General features: G+C 31.6%; 22 protein-coding genes. 17 read left to right on the top strand and 5 right to left on the bottom strand.

Annotation, left to right across the window (positions count from 1 at the left end; translation table 11 throughout):
* Positions 1-17: 17 nt before the first annotated feature.
* Positions 18-2,627: a TonB-dependent receptor gene (locus ACR9ES_RS09885; protein WP_435254097.1), complete on the bottom strand. Its 2,610-nt coding sequence runs from the start codon at positions 2,625-2,627 to the stop codon at positions 18-20.
* 213 nt (positions 2,628-2,840) lie between these two features.
* Between ACR9ES_RS09885 and ACR9ES_RS09880 the strand changes: the two genes are divergently transcribed.
* The 12 genes from ACR9ES_RS09880 to ACR9ES_RS09825 all read left to right on the top strand — a co-directional run bounded on the left by ACR9ES_RS09880 (position 2,841) and on the right by ACR9ES_RS09825 (position 14,860).
* Complete coding sequence (locus ACR9ES_RS09880) at positions 2,841-3,830, top strand: AAA family ATPase (RefSeq protein WP_435254096.1); 990 nt, start codon at positions 2,841-2,843, stop codon at positions 3,828-3,830.
* Between the two features lie 76 nt (positions 3,831-3,906).
* Positions 3,907-4,773, top strand: coding sequence for a DUF58 domain-containing protein (locus ACR9ES_RS09875; protein WP_435254095.1), 867 nt, complete (start codon positions 3,907-3,909; stop codon positions 4,771-4,773).
* A 2-nt stretch (positions 4,774-4,775) separates the two neighbouring features.
* On the top strand, positions 4,776-5,693 hold the full coding sequence (locus ACR9ES_RS09870; protein ID WP_435254094.1) for a hypothetical protein: 918 nt from the start codon (positions 4,776-4,778) through the stop codon (positions 5,691-5,693).
* Positions 5,680-6,687 carry a vWA domain-containing protein gene (locus ACR9ES_RS09865; protein WP_435254093.1) on the top strand — a complete coding sequence of 336 codons (1,008 nt, stop codon included), beginning with the start codon at positions 5,680-5,682 and terminating at the stop codon, positions 6,685-6,687. Before ACR9ES_RS09870 ends, ACR9ES_RS09865 begins: the two co-directional genes overlap by 14 nt.
* A 76-nt stretch (positions 6,688-6,763) precedes the next feature.
* The gene (locus ACR9ES_RS09860) at positions 6,764-7,801 is read left to right on the top strand and encodes a VWA domain-containing protein (RefSeq protein ID WP_435254092.1); all 1,038 of its coding nucleotides are present in this window, start codon (positions 6,764-6,766) and stop codon (positions 7,799-7,801) included.
* Between the two features lie 25 nt (positions 7,802-7,826).
* Positions 7,827-8,657 (top strand): tetratricopeptide repeat protein, encoded by an 831-nt coding sequence (locus ACR9ES_RS09855; protein WP_435254091.1) that lies wholly within the window; start codon positions 7,827-7,829, stop codon positions 8,655-8,657.
* 53 nt (positions 8,658-8,710) lie between these two features.
* Positions 8,711-10,474 carry a BatD family protein gene (locus ACR9ES_RS09850; RefSeq protein WP_435254090.1) on the top strand — a complete coding sequence of 588 codons (1,764 nt, stop codon included), beginning with the start codon at positions 8,711-8,713 and terminating at the stop codon, positions 10,472-10,474.
* The gene (locus ACR9ES_RS09845; RefSeq protein ID WP_435254089.1) at positions 10,474-11,226 is read left to right on the top strand and encodes a tetratricopeptide repeat protein; all 753 of its coding nucleotides are present in this window, start codon (positions 10,474-10,476) and stop codon (positions 11,224-11,226) included. Before ACR9ES_RS09850 ends, ACR9ES_RS09845 begins: the two co-directional genes overlap by 1 nt.
* Before the next feature lie 58 nt (positions 11,227-11,284).
* Positions 11,285-11,584, top strand: a complete 300-nt coding sequence (locus ACR9ES_RS09840; protein ID WP_435254088.1) for a hypothetical protein — start codon at positions 11,285-11,287, stop codon at positions 11,582-11,584.
* Positions 11,585-11,770: 186 nt separating this feature from the next.
* Positions 11,771-13,351 carry a SulP family inorganic anion transporter gene (locus tag ACR9ES_RS09835; protein ID WP_435254087.1) on the top strand — a complete coding sequence of 527 codons (1,581 nt, stop codon included), beginning with the start codon at positions 11,771-11,773 and terminating at the stop codon, positions 13,349-13,351.
* Positions 13,352-13,463: 112 nt separating this feature from the next.
* Positions 13,464-14,093: a carbonic anhydrase family protein gene (locus tag ACR9ES_RS09830; protein WP_435254086.1), complete on the top strand. Its 630-nt coding sequence runs from the start codon at positions 13,464-13,466 to the stop codon at positions 14,091-14,093.
* A 140-nt stretch (positions 14,094-14,233) separates the two neighbouring features.
* Entirely contained in the window at positions 14,234-14,860 is a 627-nt protein-coding gene (locus ACR9ES_RS09825) for a carbonic anhydrase (protein ID WP_274634459.1), read from the top strand.
* A gap of 39 nt (positions 14,861-14,899) precedes the next feature.
* On the opposite strand, the gene ACR9ES_RS09820 is transcribed toward ACR9ES_RS09825, so the two are convergent.
* A complete protein-coding gene (locus tag ACR9ES_RS09820; RefSeq protein WP_435254085.1) occupies positions 14,900-15,433 on the bottom strand; it encodes a CvpA family protein in 534 nt (177 codons plus the stop codon).
* Positions 15,434-15,505: 72 nt separating this feature from the next.
* Here ACR9ES_RS09820 and ACR9ES_RS09815 point away from each other — a divergent pair, with 72 nt between their 5' ends.
* The gene (locus ACR9ES_RS09815) at positions 15,506-15,862 is read left to right on the top strand and encodes a hypothetical protein (protein WP_298997010.1); all 357 of its coding nucleotides are present in this window, start codon (positions 15,506-15,508) and stop codon (positions 15,860-15,862) included.
* On the opposite strand, the gene ACR9ES_RS09810 is transcribed toward ACR9ES_RS09815, so the two are convergent.
* The gene (locus ACR9ES_RS09810) at positions 15,859-16,653 is read right to left on the bottom strand and encodes an SDR family oxidoreductase (RefSeq protein ID WP_435254084.1); all 795 of its coding nucleotides are present in this window, start codon (positions 16,651-16,653) and stop codon (positions 15,859-15,861) included. The two genes, ACR9ES_RS09815 and ACR9ES_RS09810, sit on opposite strands and share 4 nt — an antisense overlap.
* Positions 16,654-16,779: 126 nt before the next feature.
* Between ACR9ES_RS09810 and ACR9ES_RS09805 the strand changes: the two genes are divergently transcribed.
* The gene (locus tag ACR9ES_RS09805; RefSeq protein WP_435254083.1) at positions 16,780-18,162 is read left to right on the top strand and encodes a TlpA family protein disulfide reductase; all 1,383 of its coding nucleotides are present in this window, start codon (positions 16,780-16,782) and stop codon (positions 18,160-18,162) included.
* Between the two features lie 64 nt (positions 18,163-18,226).
* Here ACR9ES_RS09805 and ACR9ES_RS09800 read toward each other — a convergent pair whose 3' ends face one another.
* On the bottom strand, positions 18,227-18,586 hold the full coding sequence (locus ACR9ES_RS09800; protein WP_274634454.1) for a YraN family protein: 360 nt from the start codon (positions 18,584-18,586) through the stop codon (positions 18,227-18,229).
* A gap of 39 nt (positions 18,587-18,625) precedes the next feature.
* On the opposite strand from ACR9ES_RS09800, the gene ACR9ES_RS09795 reads away from it, so the two are divergent.
* On the top strand, positions 18,626-18,832 hold the full coding sequence (locus ACR9ES_RS09795; protein ID WP_435254082.1) for a YgaP family membrane protein: 207 nt from the start codon (positions 18,626-18,628) through the stop codon (positions 18,830-18,832).
* Position 18,833: 1 nt separating this feature from the next.
* Here the strand turns inward: ACR9ES_RS09795 and ACR9ES_RS09790 are convergent, their stop codons facing one another.
* Positions 18,834-19,817, bottom strand: coding sequence for a S66 peptidase family protein (locus tag ACR9ES_RS09790; RefSeq protein ID WP_435254081.1), 984 nt, complete (start codon positions 19,815-19,817; stop codon positions 18,834-18,836).
* Positions 19,818-19,932: 115 nt separating this feature from the next.
* Between ACR9ES_RS09790 and metG the strand changes: the two genes are divergently transcribed.
* Entirely contained in the window at positions 19,933-21,987 is a 2,055-nt protein-coding gene (metG, locus tag ACR9ES_RS09785; RefSeq protein WP_435254080.1) for a methionine--tRNA ligase, read from the top strand.
* A 199-nt stretch (positions 21,988-22,186) separates the two neighbouring features.
* Positions 22,187-24,604, top strand: a complete 2,418-nt coding sequence (locus ACR9ES_RS09780; protein ID WP_435254079.1) for a hypothetical protein — start codon at positions 22,187-22,189, stop codon at positions 24,602-24,604.
* The last annotated feature ends 44 nt before the right edge of the window (positions 24,605-24,648 follow it).

Below are 24,648 nucleotides of genomic sequence, written 5' to 3'. Positions count from 1 at the left end.
TTATCTAACAATTAAGCTTAGAACTTAAAAGTTAATCCTGCTTTAAAAGTCATTCCATTAAATCCAAATTGATTTACCTCCCATGGATACTTAAAACGCCCTCCTAAATCAGTTACAACATCTCCTTTGGTATCAATTTCATCTGGGTACACATCAAATAAATTATTTACCTGAGCATTAAACGAAATCATATCTGAAAATTCATAACCAAAAGACACGTCAGTTATTACTTTCCCACTAAATGTTTGATCTTTATTGGGATCTGTTGCATGTTGCCAAGTTACTTCTCCAAAATAGGTGTTATTTAAAAAAGCGGTAAACTTTTTATACTTGTAATCTGCACCAAACAAAAGTTTGGTATTTGGTCTTGCACTAATAATTCTTGACTGCTCTTTTCTATTAAAAATAGCATTCTTATAATTTGCCAACTTAGTTGGGGTTTTTACTTCTCCTTCTAGTTTAGTTTTATTGATGTTTAATGCTAAGTTTAACCCTAATTTACCTGCCGCAAAATCGATATTTTTATAACGCATTGTATAATCAAAACCTTCTGTTTTAGTATCAGCAGCATTGATAAAAAACTTAATACTTGTTACTGAGTTATCATCTAAAATCTGTTGAACATCTGCATTTGGATTACCGTCATCATCAGTTCCTCCTATTTCTCCAGAAAACACAACTCTATCTTCTACTTTAACATTATAATAGTCTAATGAAATAGTAAAATCATTAGAAGCCTTAACAGTTAATCCTGCTGAAATATTTTTTGATGTTTCTGCAAACAATGAAGCTACTCCTAAATCTTTAATCACAGGACTAACGTTGTTGAATGTTCCTTGATTAGAGATTGTACCTCCAGAAACCAAAGTTTGTACATTACTTAAATATACTTGATGTAACGAAGGTGCTCTAAACCCAGTACTATATGAAGCTCGTAACACTCCTGCTTCTCCTAATTTATATCTAGAATTTACTTTCCATGAAAAATTATCTCCAAAATCTGAATAATTCTCATAACGAACTGCTCCCCCTATTAAAAAATCTTCTGAGACATCCCAATCTAATGTCCCATAACCACCTATATTAGTTCTTGTTTCATTTAAAGCATTACCTGGTTGTAAACCTGGAAATGATTGTGCTCCCCCGTCAATATACGAAGCCTCTTCTCCAGCAGTTACCTCAAAACGTTCTTGTCTTGCTTCAACTCCAAACCCTATACTTACATCTCCAAAAGAACGACTCATATCAAAGTTCCCAACAATATTACTGAAAGCATACGCTCCAGCATCAAAAGAAGTAGGGCTATTAGCTCCTAAACTTACATTAATAGTATTACCTATAGTATAATCAACAGAGTTACGTCCGTAACTACCACTTAAATCAGCATTAAATCCTCCTAACTTAAACCTACTACCTGCTGTAAACAAAATATCTTGAATATCTGTTTCAAAGGTTGGTTGAAATCCATCATAAGTTTCTCCTGGAGGTGTTAACAATCCAAAATCATCTGTAATCCAATATGGAGGTCTATAAAGAGCAAAACTTTTACCTTGTCGCATATTAAATCCTCCAAAACCATATAGTGTAGTATTCTCGTTTAAAGGATATTCTGCATTCACAAACAAATCTCCTTTTTTCATTTCTGGCTGTCCAATAATCATTCCTAAATCTGGATTATCTCGTGTCCATTGATTATCTACACCAAACAAATCATCTTTTCCTGGTTCACCAGCCCTATCGGTTTTCTCTTGATAACTTAAACCAAGTGTAGCATTCACAAAACCTCCTTCACCAAAGGTAAATGTATGGTTAACATCTCCATCAATATTAAATCCGTCTCCTTCTTTCGTTACCCCAGAGTTTACATTTACTTGAGTAAATTCAATATTTTTCTTTAAAATAATGTTTACAACTCCAGCTACGGCATCAGAACCATATTGAGCCGAAGCTCCATCACGTAAAATCTCTACTCTTTCAATAGCAGCTGTAGGAATACTTTTCATATCTACTCCAACTTCTCCTTTACCTGGTGTATCATTTACATACACCAAAGCACTTTGGTTCTTACGCTTTCCATTTACCAAAACTAAAGTTCTACTTGGCCCTAGCCCACGCAAATCGGCAGGATCAAAATGCGCAGTTGCATCAGAAATTGTTTGGTTACTTGAATTGTAAGAAGGAACCGTGTACGTTAACATTTGGTCTATATTTGTTTGACCTGTAGCTTGCAACTCTCTCACACTTACATTATCAATAGGCACTGCAGAATCTAAAATTGTTCTAGGCTTAGCACGGTTACCTGTTAACACAACTTCTTCTAAAACATTATCTTCCTTTAAAACTATAGTAACGTATGAAACATTATATAATGTTTTTTCTAACGTGGTAAAACCCACCGAAGAAAACACTAACGTAGCAGGCATCTGTTTAACATTGAGTACAAATTCACCTTGTTCATTCGTACTTACCCCATTAACTGTCTCCTTTTCCAAAACATTAACCAAAGCAAGTGGAGTTCCACTTTCATCAGTCACTTTACCTTTAATTGTCTGACCAATCATTGATGTAAATGACATCAATAAAATAAAGACAAAAATTTTGTTTTTTGCTTTCATAAGTGTATTCATTAGATTTAGTTTATATACAATGTTAAAAGTGTTAATTTTATATCAGAATAGCAAATTTTTTAATATAAAATTGACATATATATAAATAGAAACGTTGTTGTTTAACAAAAAACCACTCAATCATGGCTTTTTACCTTTAACCATACTTTAACAACTCTTATTTTCTTATTATTGTAGCTTTGTTTCATAAAATTCTAATTTATTTCAAATACTATGGATATAGACGTAAGAGCCATCAATGAAAAAATAGAAAGAGAGAGTGCCTTTGTAGATTTATTAACTACTGAAATGAATAAAGTAATTGTTGGTCAAAAGCACATGATTGAACGATTACTTATAGGGCTTTTAGGAAACGGTCATATCTTATTAGAAGGTGTTCCTGGTTTAGCAAAAACCCTAGCTATCAACTCACTTTCTAAAGCTATCGATGCAAGTTTTAGCCGTATTCAGTTTACTCCAGACTTACTACCTGCTGATGTTGTAGGTACTATGATATACAACGTAAAAGAGAATGACTTCTCTATTAAAAAAGGACCAATTTTTGCCAACTTTGTATTAGCAGATGAGATTAACCGTGCTCCTGCAAAAGTGCAATCTGCATTGTTAGAAGCTATGCAAGAACGTCAAATTACTATTGGCGACGAAACTTTTAAACTAGACGAACCTTTCTTAGTAATGGCAACTCAAAACCCAGTTGAACAAGAAGGTACATACCCACTTCCTGAAGCACAAGTTGACCGTTTCATGTTAAAAACTGTAATTGACTATCCAAAATTACAAGACGAACAACTTATCATGCGTCAAAACTTAAATGGAAGTTTTCAAAAAATAAACCCTGTAATTTCTATAAACCAGATTATCAAAGCTCGTCAAGTAGTTAATGAGGTGTATATGGATGAAAAAATCGAAAAATATATCTTAGATATCATTTTCGCAACTCGTTATCCTGAAAAATATAACCTAGAAAAACTGCAACCATTAATAAGTTTTGGATCTTCTCCTCGTGGTAGTATCGCTTTAGCAAAAGCTGCAAAATGTTATGCTTTTATTAAACGAAGAGGATATGTGATTCCTGAAGATGTGAGAGCTGTAGTAAATGACGTATTACGCCACAGAATTGGAATTACTTACGAAGCAGAAGCAGAAAATATTACTTCAATAGATATCATCAATTCTATTATTAACGAAGTACAAGTACCTTAATCAATTATCAATGAACAATTATCAGCTGAAAATATTTTTACTGATTATTGATAACTGTTAACTGAGAATTGAAAAAATGGACACAAAAGAATTACTAAAAAAAGTTCGAAAAATAGAAATTAAGACACGTAGGTTGTCTAATCATATTTTTGGAGGAGAATACCACTCAACCTTTAAAGGGCGTGGTATGACTTTTTCTGAAGTACGCCAATATCAATACGGAGACGATATTAGAGCAATCGATTGGAATGTTACCGCGCGTTACAATGAACCTTATGTAAAAGTTTTTGAAGAAGAACGCGAACTTACTATGATGTTGGTAGTCGATGTTTCAGGTTCTGAATTTTTTGGTACTTCTGAACAATTTAAAAAAGATACCATAACAGAAATTGCTGCAACATTAGCATTTTCTGCCATTCAAAATAACGATAAGGTTGGATTAATTCTGTTTTCTGATCAGGTTGAGTTATACATTCCGCCTAAAAAAGGAAAAAGTCACGTATTACGAATTATTCGTGAGCTTATAGAATTTCAACCAAAAAGCAAACAAACCAACATTAGTGAGGCTTTAAAATTTTTATCCAACATTATGAAAAAGAAAGCTATTGTTTTTATGCTTTCTGATTTTATGGATGATAATTATGAGCGTACTTTAAAAATTGTTGGTAATAAGCACGATGTAACGGGTATTCGCGTATACGATAAACACGATGAAGAAATTCCGAATTTAGGAATGGTTCAAATGTTAGATGCAGAGACAGGCAAAACACATTTGGTAAATACGAGTTCTAAAAATGTAAGAACACATTACAAAGCCAATGCCTTACGTTTAGCTGATTATTTTGAAAATTCGTTTACAAAAAGTGGCGCAGGCACTATTAGCACAAGAGTTGATGAAAGCTATGTGCGTAAATTATTAGGTTATTTTAAAAGAAAAGGATAAGAATGAAATACAACTTTTTTTATTTATGCTTGTTTTTAGCTTCTTTTACCTTTGCACAACAACCTCAGGTAAAAGCTGAAATTGACACTACCAGCATTAGAATTGGAGAACAATTTCAATATAAAATATCTGTTGATGCTACCGAAAATGTCATCATCCCTAAGTTAGAAGATTTAAAAGGATTGGAAGTAATCGATACCCTAAAAATTGACACTATTGAAAACAAACTGGTTCAAAAATATATTTTAACAGGATTTGATAGTGGTGCATTTTACATTCCTAGGCAGCAAATATTTATTAGAAATCAAGCCTATTTAACTGATAGTTTACTTGTAAATGTTGCTACTGTTCCTATCGATACCACCAAGGTTAAAAAATTCCCTATTAAAGGAATCAAAGGGGAACCGTATCAATTTGATGATTTTAAACAGTATATCTGGTGGGCTGTGATAGTTTTAGCTGTTATTGCACTACTACTCTACTTCTTTGTTTTCAAAAAGAAAAAAGAACAACAAGAAAAAGTTGTTGTTCCGTTATTGGCTCCTTATGAAGAAGCAATGCAAAAATTAGAAGAGCTAGATAAAAAATTATTGTGGCAGAATAATCAAGTAAAACAATATTACAGCGAGTTAACCGACATTATTAGAGGGTATATTGAACGAGAGTTACACGTTCCTGCTCTAGAAAGCACCACGGATGAATTAATTAGTGTTTTAAAAGATTTTAACGACACAAAATCAATAGAAACGACTAAAGAAACTATTGAAAAGTTAAAAGGATTATTACAAGAATCCGATTTAGTAAAGTTTGCAAAGTCAAAGCCTTTATCACATGAAATAGAAGGAGACCGTAAAAATGCTACCTTTATTATTGATAATTTGAAACCAAAAAAACAAATAGAAGAAGATGGAGTGGAGTAATTTTGAGTTTCATAGTCCCGAGTTTTTATGGTTGCTAATATTGATTCCTCTATTAGCTTTTTGGAGTTTCTATAGCCGAAAAAAAGATAGTGCAAAATTAAAAATACCAAGCACCAAAGGTTTTAAAACACAAGGTTCTATTTTACCTAAATTAAAACCTTTACTGTACTTGTTAAGACTACTTGCATTGACTTGTTTAATCATTGCTTTGGCTCGTCCAAGAAACGTAGCTGTTAGCAAGAAAACAAAAACAAATCGCGGTATTGATATTGTAATGGCTATTGATGTTTCGGCAAGTATGTTAGCCAAAGATTTACAACCAAACCGATTGGAAGCTTTAAAAAGAGTAGCTACTGATTTTGTGAATCGTCGTCCGAATGATCGTATTGGTATCGTTGTGTATGCTGGTGAAAGTTTTACACAAACTCCTATTACTAGTGATAAATCCATTGTAAAAAGAACCATTTCTGAAATTAAATGGGGACAATTAGAGGATGGTACCGCTATCGGAATGGGCTTAGGCTCTGCCGTAAACAGATTAAAAGAAAGTAAAGCAAAAAGTAAAGTAATTATTCTGTTGACAGACGGAGTAAATAATGCTGGTTTTGTTGATCCTAAAACAGCTACGGAGCTAGCAAAAGGTAACGAAATAAAAGTATACACTATTGGTATCGGAACTAACGGAATGGCTCCTGTACCTTGGGCAAGAGACCCAAGAACAGGTAAGATTTCATTTAAAAATCAACCTGTAGAAATTGACGAAGCCTTACTAAAACATATAGCTTCCGAAACCAACGGAAAATATTTTAGAGCCACAAACAATACGAAGCTTAAAGAAATTTACGACGAAATTGACAAGCTAGAAAAAACAAAAATAGAAGAGTTTAAATACTATAATTATTCTGAAAAATATCGCTTACTCGTGTTCTTAGCAGGAATCTTTTTATTACTAGAGTTTTTGCTGAAAAACACACTGTTTAAGAGTTTTATATAGAGTTGTGTAGTTTTGAATTCTTTACGAAAAGCACAGTTAAACCATTAAACACATCAACAATTAAACTATCCGAAGGATGTACAAACTAGAAGAACCAATATATTTTTACCTTTTTGCAATTATTCCCATAATAGTTGTGGTTTTCCTGTTGGTTTTATGGTGGAAAAAACGAACACAGAAAAAATTCGCAAACACTATTCTTTTAACCAGAATAGCACCAAACACTTCCACTTTTAAATCCGTTTTAAAATTGATTGTTTTTATTTTAGGACTCTCTTTTTTAATTCTGTCTTTGGTAAACCCTAAAATGGGTTCCAAACTTAAAACTGTAAAAAGAGAAGGTGTTGATGTTGTTTTTGCTTTAGATGTTTCTAAAAGTATGTTAGCAGAAGATATTGCTCCAAATCGACTAGAAAAAGCTAAACAAATTATTTCTAAAACGATTGATAAATTAGGAAGCGATAGAGTTGGTATTATCATTTATGCAGGAAATGCGTATCCGTTACTTCCAATAACAACCGATCACGCAGCAGCAAAAATGTTTTTGCAAAATGCAAATCCTGATATGGTTTCAAGTCAAGGTACCGCTATAAACGAAGCCTTAAACTTAGCAAAAACTTATTACGATAACGACGAGCAAACCAATCGCTTTTTAATTATAATCTCTGATGGTGAAGATCATCAAGAAGAAACTAAACAAGTTGCGCAAAATATTGCCAACGAAGGTGTAAAAGTATACACCGTAGGTGTAGGTACTGAAAAAGGAGGTCCAATTCCTATAAAATTAAATGGCGCACTTATTGGTTATAAAAAAGATAGAATGGGAGAAACAGTAATTACCCAACGTAAACCCGATGTTTTACAAGGAATTGCTGATGCTTCTGACGGACAATATTTTGATGGAAATAAAACTGAAAATCCGGTTGAGGCTATCGAAAAAATTATTGGCAATGCACAAAAAAGTGAGTTTGAAACTAAACAATTCTCTGACTACAAAGACCAATTTCAATGGTTTGTAGCTATTGGGTTGTTGTTTTTAATTCTCGATATGTTTTTGTTCGACAAAAAGACCAAGTGGTTAAAGAAAGTAGATTTATTTAATGAGGAGTCGTAAACTCCGTTAAGTATTGAATGATAGAATGAAATATTTACAAAACATCCTAATAATCCTTGCTTTTGCTTTATCGGCTACGGTAAACGCACAACAAGACACGTTGAAGTTACAGCGTGAAGCACGTGCTTTATTACGAGACGGAAACAAGCTTTACAACAAAGAAAAATATAGCGATGCTGCCATTGCTTACCGAAAAGCCTTAGGCAAAAACAGTAAGTATGAAAAAGCAAGTTATAACTTCGGAAACACTTTATATCAAGAAAAAAAGTACAAAGAAGCTATTGAACAGTTTGAAGTAACCACCAAAACCTCAAAAAATAAAATAGAGCAAGCTGAGGCTTACCACAATATTGGTAATGCTATGATGGAAGAAAAGCAATACGAACAAGCTGTAGAAGCTTTTAAAAATGCTTTACGAAGAAATCCGAATGATGATGAAACTCGTTATAATTTAGCAGTTGCTCAAAAAGAAGCTAAAAAACAACAGCAAGATCAAAAGGACGACAAGGATAAAAACAAAGACCAACAAGATCAGAATCAACAGAATAAAGATCAGCAAGAGCAAGACGACAAAGACAAACAAAACGATAAAAATAAAGATCAAAAAGGCGACGATAAGGACAAAAAGGATGATAACCAAGATCAGAAAAACGATGATCAAAACAATCAGCAAAAACCTAATCAAGACCAAAAAGACAAACAAAATCAACAACCTAAACCTCAACAAGGTAACATGACTCCTGAGCAAATGAAACAACTGCTAGAGAGTTTGAACAACGAAGAAAATAAGACACAGAAAAAAATGAATGCGCAAAAATCAAAAGGAAGAAAAGTAAAACAAGAAAAAGACTGGTAATTTTTTCAGTTGTTAAAATCTTAATTATTTTTAGGCATTTTTGAAAAATGAATATGAAGTTGAAAGTATACATAACGTTATTAGTTAGTTTTATAACAATTGCCATTAGTGCACAAGACGCTGCATTAACGGCTACGGTTAGTAAAAACAAATTGGGAGTTAACCAGCGATTACGTATTGAGTTTTCAATTAACAAACAAGGAGGCGACAACTTTACCCCACCAAACTTTACTAATTTTAAAATAGTTGGTGGCCCTAGCCAATCAGTTAGTCAATCTTGGATTAATGGTAAAGTTTCTTTTAACCAATCCTACACTTTTATTCTTCAACCATTACGAAAAGGAGAATTCAACATTCCTTCTGCAAGCATAGAAATAGAAGGAAAAACCATTAAATCAAATCCCATAAAAATTATTGTTTTAGATGCTGTAGACATTCCAAAAAACCCAAATGACCCTAGTTATATTGCCGAACAAAACATTCATTTAGTTGCAGAAGTTTCTAAATCGCAGCCCTATGTTGGTGAAGGAGTTTATATAGAATATCGTTTATATGTTAGCGATAATGTAAGCATTTATGATTTTGGGGTTACAGAGGCACCGCAATACAATGGCTTTTGGAATCAAGAAATAAAAGTTAATGGAACTCCAGTAAAAATAGGTACTTATAATGGAGAACGTCATCGTTACGCTGTTTTACACAAAGCATTATTAATTCCTACAACTTCAGGTAAACTGACAATAGACCCTATGAAAATGGATATTGTCGTAGCTGTACCTACTGGAAAAGTAGACTTCTTTGGAAACTTAATTACACGTCAAATACGTAAAGAGTTTTCTTCAGCAAAAAAAGTAATTAACGCTAAAGCATTACCTCTTCAAAATAAACCTGAAGATTTTACAGGTGCTGTTGGTCAGTTTTCTTTTGATGTTTCCCTTAGTAAAAACACCTTAAAAGCAAACGAGTCATCTCAAATTAAAGTTGCTGTTAATGGAAAAGGAAACTTGAAACTATTTGAACTTCCTAAAATTGAAACTCCTAAAGAACTAGAAGTATACCAACCTGAAAGAAAAGAAAATGTTAGTGTTCTTTCTGATGGTTTAAAAGGATCAGTTACTGATAGCTATACAGTGGTTCCAGAATATAAAGGGAAATACAAAATTCCTAAAGTTAGTTTTTCTTACTTCAATCCTAAAGAAAAAGTATACCAAACCATAACTACAGATGATTTATATGTTGATGTGTTAGAAGGAAAAGAAATTACTTCAAATTCTGATAATAACGCTGCAATTAAACAAGACGTAAAAGTTACGGGTAGTGATTTTAGGTATATTCAAACATCAACTAGTTTTCAACCTAAACAAACAGAAGACTTCTTTAAATCAACCATATTTTATATTTTGTTATTACTTCCAATCTTAGCGATTCCTTTTGGAATATTTATTTATAAGAAAAAAGAAGAACGCGATGGCGATGTTATAGGAAACAAACTACGAAAAGCTGATAAACTGGCTAAAAAATACTTATCAGAAGCTCAAAAACAATTAGGTAATAAAGAAGCTTTTTATGAAGCGTTGGAAAGAGCTCTACACAATTATTTAAAAGCAAAATTAAACGTAGAAACTTCTGATATTAGTCGTGAGAAAATCACTGAATTATTAGCTAATAAAAATGTTGATAACACAACAATACATAGTTTTATTGATGTTTTTAATGATTGTGATTTTGCTCGATACACTCCTATTACCAATGTACAAATGAAAGAAGAGTACGAAAAGGCAAAACAAGTAATAATGCAATTAGACCGACAATTATAATGAAAAAGCTAGCTATATTATTATTCTTATTGGTGTCATTTAGTACGTTAGCACAAAACACCAACGATTTATTTTCAAATGCAAACTCTTTGTATAAAGAAGGTAATTATGAAGAGGCAATTAAATTATATAAGCAAATTGAAAGTCAAAACATTGCTTCTTCTGAACTATATTACAACTTAGGAAACTGTTACTATAAACTTAACAAAGTAGCTCCTACAATTTATAATTACGAAAAAGCACTACAACTAAACCCTTTAAACGAAGATGCTAAAAACAATTTAATTTTTGCTAAACGATTAACTTTAGATAGAATTGAAGCCTTACCTAAATCGGTATTTCAAAAATTTAATGAAAACTATTTACAAAAGCTTACTTATAACGCTTGGGCTATCGTTACTGTAGTAATATCTTTTATTGCTTCAATATTGTTTTTACTTTTTTATTTTGCTTACAGTCCTAACAAGAAAAGACTTTATTTTTCAACAAGTATCATCTCTTTTTTACTTTTAATAATTTCAATTACCATCACTTATTCACAGTACAGTCAGTCTAAAAATACTATTGAGGCTATTATTTTTACAGAAGAAATTTCTATTAAAAACGAACCTACAAGTAACTCAGACGAAGTCTTTACTTTACACGAAGGCACTAAAGTTCTTGTACTAGATTCTGTGGACAATTGGAAGAAAATAAAACTAGCTGATGGAAAGATTGGTTGGACTCAATCTAAAAATTTAAAAGAATTATAACATTTTAGCTTAAAAAAAATAATTACTTTTGTAGCTGAACTTATAATAGTTATATCGATTGAAGTCTAAAATCGCCATATTTTTTGTTGTACTATTCGTAGGAATCATTGTTGCTCCTTCGATAATTACGTTGGTAGATAAAGACCAAGATATTACTATCTTCTTAAGCTTAAGTGAAGAAGAAGAAAATACAAAACATGTTAAGGTTGCTGAATTAAAAGCTCATCCTAACAGTGATTACACTTCTTTTTTATACAGAACTATTCAAAAAAAGAAAAACGTACGTTTTGAATCTAAAAACTATGTTTCTCAACACCCTAAAATTCTAACTCCACCTCCCGAGTTTTTTACTGCTTAATTTTTTGACTATTTATTTCATGGAATAAAAATCCGTGTGATGTTTGGTGAATAAAATTAATGTTTTTTGAGATATGCACTTATAATTATTGTCATACCTCAACCTATTAAGTAAAAATAATTGATTTTTCATTTTAAAAGTACACTCTAAATTCTCATTTGGAGTATCAAAATATACACATACATTATGTTTAAAAATATTAAAAGCGACTTACCCGCTAGTATAGTCGTGTTCTTTGTAGCTTTACCTTTATGTTTAGGTATTGCTTTGGCCAGTGGAGCCCCTCTTTTTTCAGGAGTAATTGCAGGAATTGTTGGAGGTGTTGTTGTTGGAGCTATCAGTGGCTCTAAAATTGGAGTTAGTGGACCTGCTGCTGGTTTAGCAGCTATTGTATTAACAGCTATTGGTTCTTTAGGAGGTTATGAAAACTTTTTAGTAGCTGTTGTTTTAGGAGGAATTATTCAAATTCTTTTTGGAGTTCTTAAAGCTGGTGTTATCGGATATTACTTTCCGTCATCTGTAATTAAAGGAATGCTTACTGGTATTGGAGTTATCATTATTTTAAAACAAATTCCTCATTTCTTCGGATATGATGCTGAACCAGAAGGAGCAGATAGTTTTATTGAAGCTTCTGGTGAAAATACATTTTCTGCAATCTTTAATATTGTAGATAATATTACCATGGGGTCTATGGTTATTGGTTTTATTGGATTAGCTATTTTAATTCTTTGGGATAAAGTTCTAAGTAAAAAAGGGAAAATATTTCAACTAATTCAAGGGCCTTTAGTAGCTGTAGTGTTGGGAATTGTGTTTTTTACATTAACACAAGGAAATGAAACATTAGCAATTCAAGCTTCTCACTTAGTAAGTGTGCCAATTCCTGAAAGTGTTGATTCATTCTTAGCTCAGTTTACCTTCCCTGATTTTAGTGCTATTACTAATTATGAAGTATGGGTAACAGCTTTTACTATTGCTTTAGTAGCTAGTTTAGAAACGTTACTTTGTGTTGAAGCTACTGATAAATTAGACCCTGAAAAGAATGTAACTCCAACCAATAGAGAGTTAGTTGCACAAGGAACAGGTAACATTTTATCTGGTTTAATCGGTGGATTACCAATTACACAAGTAATTGTAAGAAGTTCGGCAAACATTCAATCAGGTGGAAAATCTAAAATGTCTACTATCATTCACGGTTTATTATTGTTGATATCGGTAATTTTAATTCCAACTTTATTAAACAAAATACCTTTATCTGTTTTAGCTGCAATTTTATTAGTAGTAGGTTACAAATTAGCAAAACCAAGCTTGTTCAAACAAATGTACACTTTAGGATGGAAGCAGTTTATACCTTTTATGGTAACAGTTTTAGGTATTGTTTTTACCGATTTATTAACTGGTATTTCATTAGGTTTAGCAGTAGGAGTAGTTGTTATTTTAATTAAAAGCTACCAAAACTCTCACTTCTTACACATTGAAGACAAAAGTAACGGTGTACACAAAATAAAAATGACACTTGCTGAAGAAGTAACATTCTTTAACAAAGGAGCTATCTTAAAAGAATTAGATAGTTTAGCTGAAGGAACACACTTAGAATTAGATGTTAGAAAAACTAGATATTTAGATAACGATATTATTGAAATTTTAGAAGATTTCGCATTTAAAGCCAAAGAAAGAAATATTAATATCAAGCTTATTTCTGAACGTGGAGAAGTTGAAAACCCAGATAGTTTCATTCAATTCTTTAAGTTAAGACCAAAAGTGGCATAACGCCTTTTAAAGGTTATAACGAAATAAAAAACACTTTACTAACAATACGCTATTCAAAGTATTGTTAGTATTCAATAAAAAGATATAAATAATTTTATAAAAAATATAAATCATGAAAGCACATACTAAAGAAACTCAAGCTACTATGACTCCTGAAAAGTCATTACAATATTTAAAAGAAGGAAACTTAAGATTTCAAAACAACTTAAAAGCGAACCGTAACTTATTAGAGCAAGTTAACGATACTAGAGAAGGACAATTTCCTTTTGCTACTATTTTAAGCTGTATCGATTCTAGAGTTTCTGCTGAGTTAGTTTTCGACCAAGGTTTAGGAGATATTTTTAGCGCAAGAATTGCTGGTAACTTTGTAAACGAAGATATTTTAGGTAGTATGGAGTTTGCTTGTAAGTTAGCAGGTACTAAATTAATCGTAGTATTAGGACACACAAGTTGTGGTGCCGTTAAAGGAGCTTGTGATAATGCTGAGTTAGGTAACTTAACCGCCATGTTAGGTAAAATTAAACCAGCTGTAGAAGCTGTAACTGAGCCAAAAGACGAAAGCTTAAGAAACTCATCTAACATCGAGTTTGTAAATAACGTTGCTGAAAAGAACGTACAATTAACTATTGATAGAATTTTAAACGAAAGTGAAGTACTAGCTGATATGCATAAAAACGGTGAGGTTATGATCGTTGGAGCTATGTATAACATTGAAGACGGTGCTGTTACTTTTTTTGAATAAAAATTACCCCTCTTGATTTTACACCACAAAGAGAATCTAAATTTAATTTTAGGTTCTCTTTTTTTATTAACTTCGAAAATTATTTCCCTCCAAAAATAGAAAGGTGGTGAAAACTCTTCTAACGAGTAATATTTACAACTATGAATCTATCTAAAATTTTTGATAACAATAAAGAGTGGGTAAAAAACAAGCTATCTACCGATAAAGACTATTTTAAAAAATTAAACGAAGGACAAAATCCTGAATTACTATACATAGGATGTTCAGATAGTAGAGTTTCTGCTGAAGACTTAATGGGTCTTGACCCTGGTGATGTTTTTGTACACAGAAACATTGCCAACATGGTACCTGCAATCGATTTGAATTCTGCTTCGGTAATTGAATATGCTGTAGAGCATTTAAAAGTAAATCATATTGTGGTTTGCGGTCACTATTCTTGTGGTGGTGTAAAAGCCGCAATGCAATCTGCCGATTTAGGTTTATTAAACCCTTGGTTACGTTATATTAGAGATGTATATCGCTTACATAAAGATGAATTGAATAAAATTGAAGATGAAAATGAGCGTTACGACCGCTTGGTTGATTTAAACGTACAAGAACAATGTGTTAATCTTATTAAAACCGCTGCTGTACAAAAGGCTTACAGAGATAGAGGCTTAAAAGTACATGGTTGGGTTTTTGATATTAAAACAGGAAACCTCATCGATTTAAACATCGATTTTGAACGCATCTTAGAGGGTATTATGGAAATTTACCATTTAGACTAAAAAACAAAAACGGATGAAAAGTTTCATCCGTTTTTGTTTTTATATATTGAGATCTAACTCTAAAGTATTCTTTTCTCCCTCCTCCTTTTCTTCATCTTTAATAATTGATGGGAAAATAGTTGGTGCTATTTTTTTTACGGGTTTGTATAAAATAGACTCTTCTAAACTTTCTTGTTTTACAAACGGAATGGTGTCATTCATTTTTCCAAAGAAAATAAAAATTACGCTTAAAATTAACCCAATTTTTAAAGCTCCAAAAACACCACCTAAAATTTTGTTCAAAATTCCTAAAGCAGCAAAATCAGCTATTTTGGTTAAAATTTTTCCTAATAATGCTATGGCTACAATTATTACCACAAAAGTTCCTGCAAAAGCCGCTAGAGAAATATACTTTTCATCCCAAGTAACACTATTTTTTAACCAATCTCCAATAAAATACGAAAAGTGAATCGCTCCATATACTCCAGCAACCAAGGCTACCAACGAAGCTATTTCAACAAAAAGCCCTTTCATAATACCTCTTACAAAACCGAAGAGCAACAAAGCTGTAATAATAATATCAAAAGTATTCATAAGTGCGAAAACAAATTACATGTTCAAATATACATAACTCATTTGTATCTTTGCTTTTTCTAAAAAACACAAATGACTAAAGAAACCAACTTAAAAGAAAAATGGGATTTCGTGGTAACTCAATTATCACAACAATTTGCTGACGGTGATGAACTAAATATAGATGGAATTATTTATTTAATTGGTGTTCAAGAACTCGGACAAGGTCATAGAAAGTTTAAAAAAGATGAGAAAGTTAACCTAATGCACATAGCAATTTGTAAGTTGTTAGAGCCTTACGGATACTATGAATTCGATTTTTTTGATAATGATGGTTGGCCTCACTATAAAACCTTAACTGAGCTTCCTACTTTAAAACCAGGAGAGCAATCGGTTTTAATGAAAGAAGCTATTATTAACTATTTTGAAGTAATTGACTTTTTTAGTTAAGTAACACTTAATTTTCGAATCATTTTTGATAATAACTTCGGAAAGAAACGTTTGGTATAAACTCCAAGCTTTTCCTTAACTCCGGCAATATATACCTCTTCTCGTTTGTTTCGAATAGCTTTTAGCATTTGTTTAGTAAACTCATCAGGATGAATACCGTTTGCTGTGGCTGTATCCATCGTATTTTGCGGACTTCCATCACCTGTTAACGCATTTTTAGAAACATTAGTCGTTACAAAACCTGGACAAACCAACGTAACAGCAATATTATCGTTATGGTGTTCTGCTCGCAAACTATCAAAAAAACCATGCAATGCATGTTTTGTTGCAGCGTAAGTGGAACGTAATGGAGTTCCTATCTTTCCTACTATACTCGTGGTTACCACAAAATGTCCCGATTTATTTTCAATAAAATGAGGTAATAAAGCTTTTGTTAAAGCAACCGTTCCTAAATAATTAATATCCATCAATCGTTTGTCAACTTGTATTGAAGTATCTTTTACCAATGATCGTTGGCTAATTCCTCCATTATTTACTAAAACATCTATTCTACCAAAAAATGAAATAGCTTCAGCTACTTTACTAGCTAAACTTTCATAAGCCTCTAAATCTAGCGTAAGAATAGCAACCTTTTCAGGAAACTTACATTGATTCTTTACTTCAATTAAGGCACTCTCGTTTCTTGAAGAGATAATTAATTTTGCTCCTAGATTAGCCAATTCAATAGTTAAAGATTTTCCTATACCTGATGAAGCTCCAGTAATCCAAAATACTTGATCTTTAAATTTCATGTTATCAAACAATTAAAAAAACATCTCTAAAGTACAGAAGAAAAAATAAATGTGGTATACTTCTTGGATAGAAGTTTGTAAATACCTAGTTTTAAAACCTTGTAAGTAACCCTTTAAAATATTATGATGAAAAAATTACTCGCTCTATTAATATTTACCGCACCACTAGTTAACGCTCAATATTCTGTTAAAGGTACTATGACTCCTCCAGAGAAAAGTGACCAAATAGCTCTTTATAAAATAGAAGGCGCAAAACAAGATTATGTTGCCTTCACAAACATAAAGTTAGACACCGTAAATATTAACGGAAGTCAGCAAGTTTTAGGGAAGTTTAATTTTGATTTGGGCGAAAATGCTAAACCTGGTGCTTATCGTGCAGTATACAGAACTAGAGGAGCAGGTTTTGTTGATTTTTTCTTCAACAATGAAAATATTGAGTTTATTTTCAATCCAAAATACCCAGATCAATCGGTTCTTTTTACAAGTTCTAGAGAAAATAAATTGTATAGTGAATACCTACAAGCTTATAACGCAGTACAAAAAAAAATAGATTCTTTACAAGCTTCTTATATAGAGTCTGAAGATAAAGAAGCTAAAAAAGCTTATAAGAAAGAAATTAAAGAGCTTGAAGATATTCAAAAAACCTTTGAAAACAAATCGGAAGGAATGCTGGTAAACAGCTTTATAAAAGCATCTCGCCGTTATAACTCATACAATCCTCACGATAATATAAAAGATTATTTATCTGCTACTAATGAAAACTTTTTTGAGTATGTAGATTTTAAAAACGAAGACCTATACAACTCTTCTTTTTTAATTGATAGAATTAACGACTATGTTTTCTATTTAAACTATTCTGATGATAGAGAAGTACAACAAAAGTTAATTAAAGAGTCTATTGAAAATGTAATGAAGAAAATTTCTTCAGATAAATTAGAAAAGGCTGTTACTTACTACTTAATTAGCGCACTTACCGATAAAAGAAACGGCCCTCTTGTAGATTGGATGTTTGAAGAATATTTTGATGAGTTACCTGCTAAAGATCAAGATGCGGAGTTTAAAAAAGAAAAATTAGACGTTTTACTGGCAACTGTAGGTAGAACTGCTCCAGATTTTTCTTGGGAAGAAAACGGACAAAAGTTAAAATTATCTACTTTAAATGACGGAGAAAAGTACTTATTAGTATTTTGGAGTACAGGTTGCCCGCACTGTGTAAAAGAAATACCTGAATTATATAAATTCATGCAAACGCATAAAGAAGTTTCTGTTATTTCTTTTGGTATAGAAGACGATGCTGCTGAATGGACTGCATTCGTTAAAGATTTACCAGAGTGGCATAATGCAATAGGAACACATCCTGATTACAAGTTTGATAATGAAACGGTAAAAAAATACAACTTACTTGGTACACCTACTTATTTCATATTAGACAAAGACAAGAAAATTATTGCAATGCCTGATCACGAAGAAGATGTAGAAAAATATTTTAATAGTGGTAAAAACAATTAATCCACTCAATTAAAACCTCACAAAAAAAGCTCAACAGAATTATTTGTTGAGCTTTTTTTATACTTTAAAAATATAGAAAGGCATCTTTAATATGCTCTATTTTAAACGCTCCTTGTTCTCGTAAAATAGCAATTATATCAAATCGAACTTCAACATCTAGATCTCGGTCATTTACATAATTATCAATAGCACTTACTAGTAATTTTATTTTCTTCGGATTCACAAAATCTTGGGGATTACCAAAATCGATAGATGATCTTGTTTTCACCTCAACAGCAATTAACAAATCGTCTTTTTGAGCAATAATATCTACTTCTGCTTTTTGAAAACGATAATTCTTTTCAACAATTTCATACCCATTTTTCAATAGATAATCAACTGCTAACTGCTCTCCTTTCTTACCAAGCTCATTGTGTTGTGCCATATAAAAACTTATATTTGAATAACCTTAAAACTATCTACCATGAAAAAAAATATGGGAAACACCGACAAAGCTATTAGAACACTAATTGCTTTACTAATTGCGGCACTTTCTTACTTTGAAATTATCTCAGGCCTTTTAGGTAACATATTGCTTGTACTGGCAATTATTTTGCTAATCACCAGTTTTGTTAACTTTTGTCCATTATATCGTTTATTTGGCATAAACACTCGAAAAGACAAAAATTAAGTTACTTAAATAATACTGTAGAAGTTTCTTTTTGAACACTTAAAGAAACTTCTCTTCCTAAAATCAACGCTCTATTATCTGGCTCATGCCCTGCAGGAAAGTTAAAAAGAATAGGAATATCTTTTGGAACAACCTCTAAAATTAACTGCTCTATTGAACTTCCCCACGGAGTTGTGTTTCTTTTTATCTTGGTCATATCACCTACAATAATAGCCTTAACCTTTGTAAAATACCCTGCACGTTTTAAACTTTGCAACATTCGATCAATCGAATATTTGTATTCTCCTATTTCTTCTATAAATAAAATTTTACCGTCCGTAGAAATTTGACTATCCGACCCCAACATCGACGCTAAAATAGCAATATTTCCTCCTACCAATTCTCCTGATACTTCTCCTACTCTATTCTCTTTTGAAGAAGGAATTGAATATCGTAATTCCTCTCCAAATAATGCTTTTTTAAAAGTAGTAATGGTTTGTACAAGTTCTTCTGGTTTTTCTTCCATACTTGTACCCATCATAGCATGTAGCGTTTCTATTCCTAAATTATGAATATGATTATGAAAAGCTGTAATATCAGAATAACCAACAATCCATTTAGGATGTTGTTTAAACTTCGTGAAATCTAATTTATCTAAAATTCTAACAGAACCATACCCACCACGAGCACTCCAAATTACTTTAATATTCGGGTTATCTAACGCATCTTGAAAATCTTGACAACGCTCTTCATCCGTCCCTGCAAAATGATCATTTTGATTGAATAAATGTTTACCATAAACCACTTTTAATCCCCAACTTTCAGCCAGTTCTTTTGCTTTATCAATTACATGTTTTCTATTCTTTAAAATTCCTGCAGGAGCCACAATAGCTATTGTATCTCCTTTATGTAAATATGGTGGTGTTATTAATTTCATAGTTTTATTTTGCGCATAAACCGATGTAATTATCAATAAAAAAAATAAAGTGAAAATTCTTTTTTCCATAAACAAGTCTCTTTCTTGATTCTAAAAGTTTAAAATCCATCAAATGTACCTAATTTATAACAGTATAAAAAATTGCTTTTTCGTACTTTTGCGGTTTAATTTTAGTCGAAAAAACATGAGTACACCAAAAAGATATACAATTACAGCAGCATTACCTTACACAAACGGACCTATTCATATTGGTCACTTAGCAGGGGTATATGTTCCTGGAGATATTTATGCTCGTTATTTACGTCAAAGAGGAAAAGACGTGGCATACATTTGTGGTTCAGATGAACACGGAGTTGCAATACCAATGCGTGCTAAAAAAGAAGGTGTTACTCCACAAGCTATTATAGACAAATACAACGGAATCATTAAACAATCGTTTGAAGATTTCGGAATTTCTTTTGATAACTATTCGCGTACCTCAGCAGAAATCCATCATAAAACAGCTTCAGATTTCTTCACCAAATTATACAACGATGGTGAATTTATTGAAGAGGTTACACAACAATTGTACGATGAAGAAGCTAATCAGTTTTTAGCAGATCGTTTTGTTATTGGTACCTGTCCTAAATGTGGCAACGAAGAAAGTTATGGTGATCAGTGTGAAAAATGTGGAACGAGCCATAATGCTACCGATTTAATCAATCCTAAATCGGCAATCACTGGTAATGTACCTACTTTAAAAGAAACCAAACACTGGTTTTTACCATTAGATAAGCACGAAGCTTTTTTACGTGAATGGATTTTAGAAGGACATAAAAATGATTGGAAACCTAACGTGTTAGGTCAAGTAAAATCGTGGATTGATGACGGTTTACGTCCTCGTGCCGTAACTCGTGATTTAGATTGGGGAATTCCCGTTCCTGTTGAAGGTGCTGACGGAAAAGTTTTATATGTTTGGTTTGATGCCCCTATTGGGTATATTTCTTCTACCAAAGAATGGGCTGCCCGTGAAGGTAAAAACTGGGAAGACTATTGGAAAAAAGACGATACGAAATTAGTACACTTTATTGGTAAAGATAATATTGTGTTTCACTGTATTATTTTCCCTGCAATGTTAAAGGCACATGGAGATTTTATTTTACCTGAAAATGTACCAGCAAACGAGTTTTTAAATTTAGAAGGAAATAAGTTATCTACCTCTAAAAACTGGGCAGTTTGGTTGCATGAGTATTTAGAAGATTTCCCAAATCAGCAAGATGTGTTACGTTATACCTTAACAGCTAATGCACCTGAAAACAAAGACAACGATTTTACTTGGAAAGATTTTCAAGCAAAGAATAATAATGAGTTAGTTGCCATCTTCGGTAACTTTATCAACCGTGTGGTAGTGTTAACCAACAAATACTATAACGGATTAGTACCTGCTGCTGGGGAATTATCAGAAGCAGATGAAAATGCTTTAGAACAATTAAAACAATTCCCAGATGTGATTGCGAAATCTATCGAGCGTTACCGTTTTAGAGAAGCATCTCAAGAGATGATGAACTTAGCTCGTTTGGGTAATAAATATTTAGCAGATGAAGAGCCTTGGAAAGTAATTAAAGAAGATGAAGAGCGCACAAAAACAATCATGAATGTTGCCTTGCAAATCGCAACTGGTTTAGCAGTAGTATCTGAACCGTTTTTACCTTTTACTTCTGAAAAGCTAAAATCAATTTTAAATATTGACAATTCACTTACTTGGAATGACATCGCTGAAAAAGAGGTTTTACTAGCTGAGAATCATCAAATAAATAAAGCTGAATTATTGTTTTCTAAAATTGAAGATGCTACTATTCAAACACAATTAGATAAATTAGAAGCTACTAAAAAAGCGAATGAAGCTGAAAACAAAGTGGTAGAACCTCAAAAAGACACCATCGAGTTTGATGATTTTACTAAAATGGACATGCGTGTTGGAACTATTTTAGAAGCTGAAAAAGTAGCGAAAGCTAAAAAGTTATTAAAACTAAAGGTTGATGTAGGTATGGATGTTCGTACAATCGTTTCTGGTATTGCTGAAAGCTTTAAACCAGAAGATATCGTTGGACAACAAGTAACTGTTTTATGTAATTTGGCTCCAAGAAAAATCCGTGGCGTAGAAAGCCAAGGAATGATTTTAATGACCGATACACCAGATGGTAAATTAGCTTTTGTACAACCTTCTGAAAAGGTGAATAATGGGGAGCTTATAGCTTAAAATATATTCACAAGATAAAAAACCTCGCTAAAAAGTGAGGTTTTTTTTACATCTTTATTAAAGAAATTCCAACCCCTTACTTACCTATCATAAAGCACTTTAAAGCAGCAGCTTCATTAAATTTCAAATTTATCTTATAACACACTTAATTTAAGGCATTATTTTTGAGGAATTCTGAATTCATTGCTAAAAGAATTACATGAAAACTGAAGTCATATTCTACAAAAAAAAGCTAATCAAAATTTTTAAATTATTTTTATTTATTAATCTCCTTTTTATTAAAACCTTCTCCTTTGCACAAAAACAAAAAAACAATTTAATAATTAATAATTTTCAAAACTATGCTACTGAATATAGAGAATTAGCCTATTCTCAACTTAATAAATCTACCTACATAAAAGGAGAAACTTTGGGGTTTTGTAGTTATATAATTGATAAAGCAAAAAAAACACCTTCACTTTTAACTAAAAACTTGTATTGTGTTATTACAGATGAAAACAACCAAATTATTAAGAGCAAATTAATTAAAGTTAATCGAGGAATTGCATATAACTCGTTTGAAATCGACAGTCTTTTTTCTAGTGGAAAATATACTTTTAAAGCATACACAAACTGGATGAAAAACTTTGATGAGCCCAATGCTTTTATTGAATCTTTTAAAGTTATAGATCCAGAAAAAAAATCTTACTTAAAAAGAAGTACTCTTTCCAACTCAATAGATGCCCAATTTTTACCCGAAGGAGGTCACTTTGTTAATAATATAAAAACCAAAGTAGGAGTTACTATAAAAGATAATAACGGATATGGTATTCCGAATGTTGTAGGCGAAGTATACGATTCTAATAACACCTCTATTGCCACTTTTAAAACAAATTTTGTAGGTATTTGTAATTTTTCTTTACTTCCAAAGACGAAACAAAATTACATAGTTAAAATTACTCATTTAGGTAAAGAATACAAATACACTATTACAGGAGCTAAAAGCAAAGGAGTTTCGATTAAACTAAGCCAAGTAAACAACAAAGTTCTTGTAGAGTTAAATACAAATCAAGAAACATTAAAAAGTATTAAAAACAAACCTTTTAAATTAATTATACATAACGGAGATATTATAAAAGAAGGTGTAGTTAAATTTAACAAAACTAGTTCTACTAAAATAATTGATCAAAAAAACTTACTTCCTGGGATAAATATTTTTACTCTTTTTGACGAGAACAACAATCCTATTTTAGAGCGTTTATTTTTTAATTATAAAGGTATTGAAACGTTAAGTTTGGGGGAGGCTAAGTTTTCAAAAAAAGAAGATTCTTTACAAATTAACATTCCTTTTTCTCAACCATCTTATAATACTAAAAACAGTTTACACCTAAGTATATCTGTACTACCAAAAGATACTAAAGCTTATCAAAAAAATCATAATATAATTTCTTACACACACCTACAACCATATGTTAAAGGATATATAGAAAATGCGGGGTATTATTTCACTAATATTAATAGAAAAAAGAAGTATTATTTAGACAATTTACTCCTTACACAAGGTTGGAGTAGTTATGATTGGAACTCTATTTTTGAAAACAACACTTCAAGTCGATTTGCTTTTGAAAATGGTATTACCATTAAAGTAAATAAAAACAATATTAACAACTCTGAATTTTTTATTTCTCCATTAAAGCTTAATAATCCAAGTATTATAAATATCCAAGAAAACAAAAAGTTTTTTGTTGAAGATGGCTTGTACCCATTAGAAGAAGAGTCTTTAAAATTAAGTGTATTAAATAAGAAGGGAAAACTAATTAAACCTAATTTATATGTTCAATTTTCCCCTTATAAAATCCCCTTAATTAATAACTATTTAAAAACATCTTTACCTCCCAAAAACAATTATTATTCTTATGAATTTAAGACTAGTCCTTTTTTATCCTCTAAACTTGATGAATATCAAAACCTAGACGAAGCCATTATTAGTGTAAATTTAAGGCAACAAAGAATCGATAAAATTCAATCTAAAAATTGGGGGGATATTTATTTAATAGATGACTCTCTTAGAAGGTTTAATTTAAGATTATCTAACTATATCACTTCATATGTAATGGGTTTTACAGTTACTGAATATATGGGGCTGTTTATTTTAAGTAAAAGTTCAGGGAAATCATCTTTCAGCTCCGCTCCTCCAACCGTATACTTAGACGATGTGATTCAGTCAAATCTTGACTTCTTACATCATTTCAGTATGGATGACATAGATTATATGGTTGCAAATCGACATGGATTTGGTGAGGGCATGCGTGGGTCTAATGGGGTATTAAAGATTTACACCCGAAAAACCTCAAACGTAAAAAGAAAAATTAACAATAATAGGACGTTTGATTTTCCATTAACCTTTTCAAGTAACAAAAAGTTTTACACTCCTAAATACACAACTTACAACACTTCTTTTTACAAAGAATATGGTGTAATAGACTGGATTCCTAATGTTATATTAGACAATGAAGGGAATTTAAGTTTTAAAATACACAACCCTGCTAATACAAACATCCTTCTTTTTATAGAAGGGATTACCCAAGACGGAAAATATATTACTACTACAAAAACTTTAAATATTAATAATAATTAGTACTATTAATCAAAATAATAAAAGAGTTAACCTTTAAGCAACTC

The organism is Tenacibaculum sp. A30 (assembly GCF_051200845.1).
GTDB lineage: Bacteria > Bacteroidota > Bacteroidia > Flavobacteriales > Flavobacteriaceae > Polaribacter.
Note: the sequence above shows the minus strand (reverse complement) of the source record. Positions and strands in the feature narration are given on the sequence as shown.

What these genes read in the sequence shown, in the direction of transcription:
- ACR9ES_RS09805 (WP_435254083.1), top strand. Translation starts at nt 16,780, where the DNA reads ATGAAAAAATTACTCGCTCTATTAATATTTACCGCACCACTAGTTAAC.
- ACR9ES_RS09810 (WP_435254084.1), bottom strand. Translation starts at nt 16,653, where the DNA reads ATGAAATTTAAAGATCAAGTATTTTGGATTACTGGAGCTTCATCAGGT.
- ACR9ES_RS09845 (WP_435254089.1), top strand. Translation starts at nt 10,474, where the DNA reads ATGAAAAAGCTAGCTATATTATTATTCTTATTGGTGTCATTTAGTACG.
- ACR9ES_RS09885 (WP_435254097.1), bottom strand. Translation starts at nt 2,627, where the DNA reads ATGAATACACTTATGAAAGCAAAAAACAAAATTTTTGTCTTTATTTTA.
- ACR9ES_RS09875 (WP_435254095.1), top strand. Translation starts at nt 3,907, where the DNA reads ATGGACACAAAAGAATTACTAAAAAAAGTTCGAAAAATAGAAATTAAG.
- ACR9ES_RS09795 (WP_435254082.1), top strand. Translation starts at nt 18,626, where the DNA reads ATGAAAAAAAATATGGGAAACACCGACAAAGCTATTAGAACACTAATT.
- ACR9ES_RS09865 (WP_435254093.1), top strand. Translation starts at nt 5,680, where the DNA reads ATGGAGTGGAGTAATTTTGAGTTTCATAGTCCCGAGTTTTTATGGTTG.
- ACR9ES_RS09815 (WP_298997010.1), top strand. Translation starts at nt 15,506, where the DNA reads ATGACTAAAGAAACCAACTTAAAAGAAAAATGGGATTTCGTGGTAACT.
- ACR9ES_RS09855 (WP_435254091.1), top strand. Translation starts at nt 7,827, where the DNA reads ATGAAATATTTACAAAACATCCTAATAATCCTTGCTTTTGCTTTATCG.
- ACR9ES_RS09870 (WP_435254094.1), top strand. Translation starts at nt 4,776, where the DNA reads ATGAAATACAACTTTTTTTATTTATGCTTGTTTTTAGCTTCTTTTACC.
- ACR9ES_RS09830 (WP_435254086.1), top strand. Translation starts at nt 13,464, where the DNA reads ATGAAAGCACATACTAAAGAAACTCAAGCTACTATGACTCCTGAAAAG.
- ACR9ES_RS09860 (WP_435254092.1), top strand. Translation starts at nt 6,764, where the DNA reads ATGTACAAACTAGAAGAACCAATATATTTTTACCTTTTTGCAATTATT.
- ACR9ES_RS09850 (WP_435254090.1), top strand. Translation starts at nt 8,711, where the DNA reads ATGAAGTTGAAAGTATACATAACGTTATTAGTTAGTTTTATAACAATT.
- ACR9ES_RS09835 (WP_435254087.1), top strand. Translation starts at nt 11,771, where the DNA reads ATGTTTAAAAATATTAAAAGCGACTTACCCGCTAGTATAGTCGTGTTC.
- ACR9ES_RS09825 (WP_274634459.1), top strand. Translation starts at nt 14,234, where the DNA reads ATGAATCTATCTAAAATTTTTGATAACAATAAAGAGTGGGTAAAAAAC.
- ACR9ES_RS09790 (WP_435254081.1), bottom strand. Translation starts at nt 19,817, where the DNA reads ATGGAAAAAAGAATTTTCACTTTATTTTTTTTATTGATAATTACATCG.
- ACR9ES_RS09820 (WP_435254085.1), bottom strand. Translation starts at nt 15,433, where the DNA reads ATGAATACTTTTGATATTATTATTACAGCTTTGTTGCTCTTCGGTTTT.
- metG (WP_435254080.1), top strand. Translation starts at nt 19,933, where the DNA reads ATGAGTACACCAAAAAGATATACAATTACAGCAGCATTACCTTACACA.
- ACR9ES_RS09880 (WP_435254096.1), top strand. Translation starts at nt 2,841, where the DNA reads ATGGATATAGACGTAAGAGCCATCAATGAAAAAATAGAAAGAGAGAGT.
- ACR9ES_RS09800 (WP_274634454.1), bottom strand. Translation starts at nt 18,586, where the DNA reads ATGGCACAACACAATGAGCTTGGTAAGAAAGGAGAGCAGTTAGCAGTT.
- ACR9ES_RS09780 (WP_435254079.1), top strand. Translation starts at nt 22,187, where the DNA reads ATGAAAACTGAAGTCATATTCTACAAAAAAAAGCTAATCAAAATTTTT.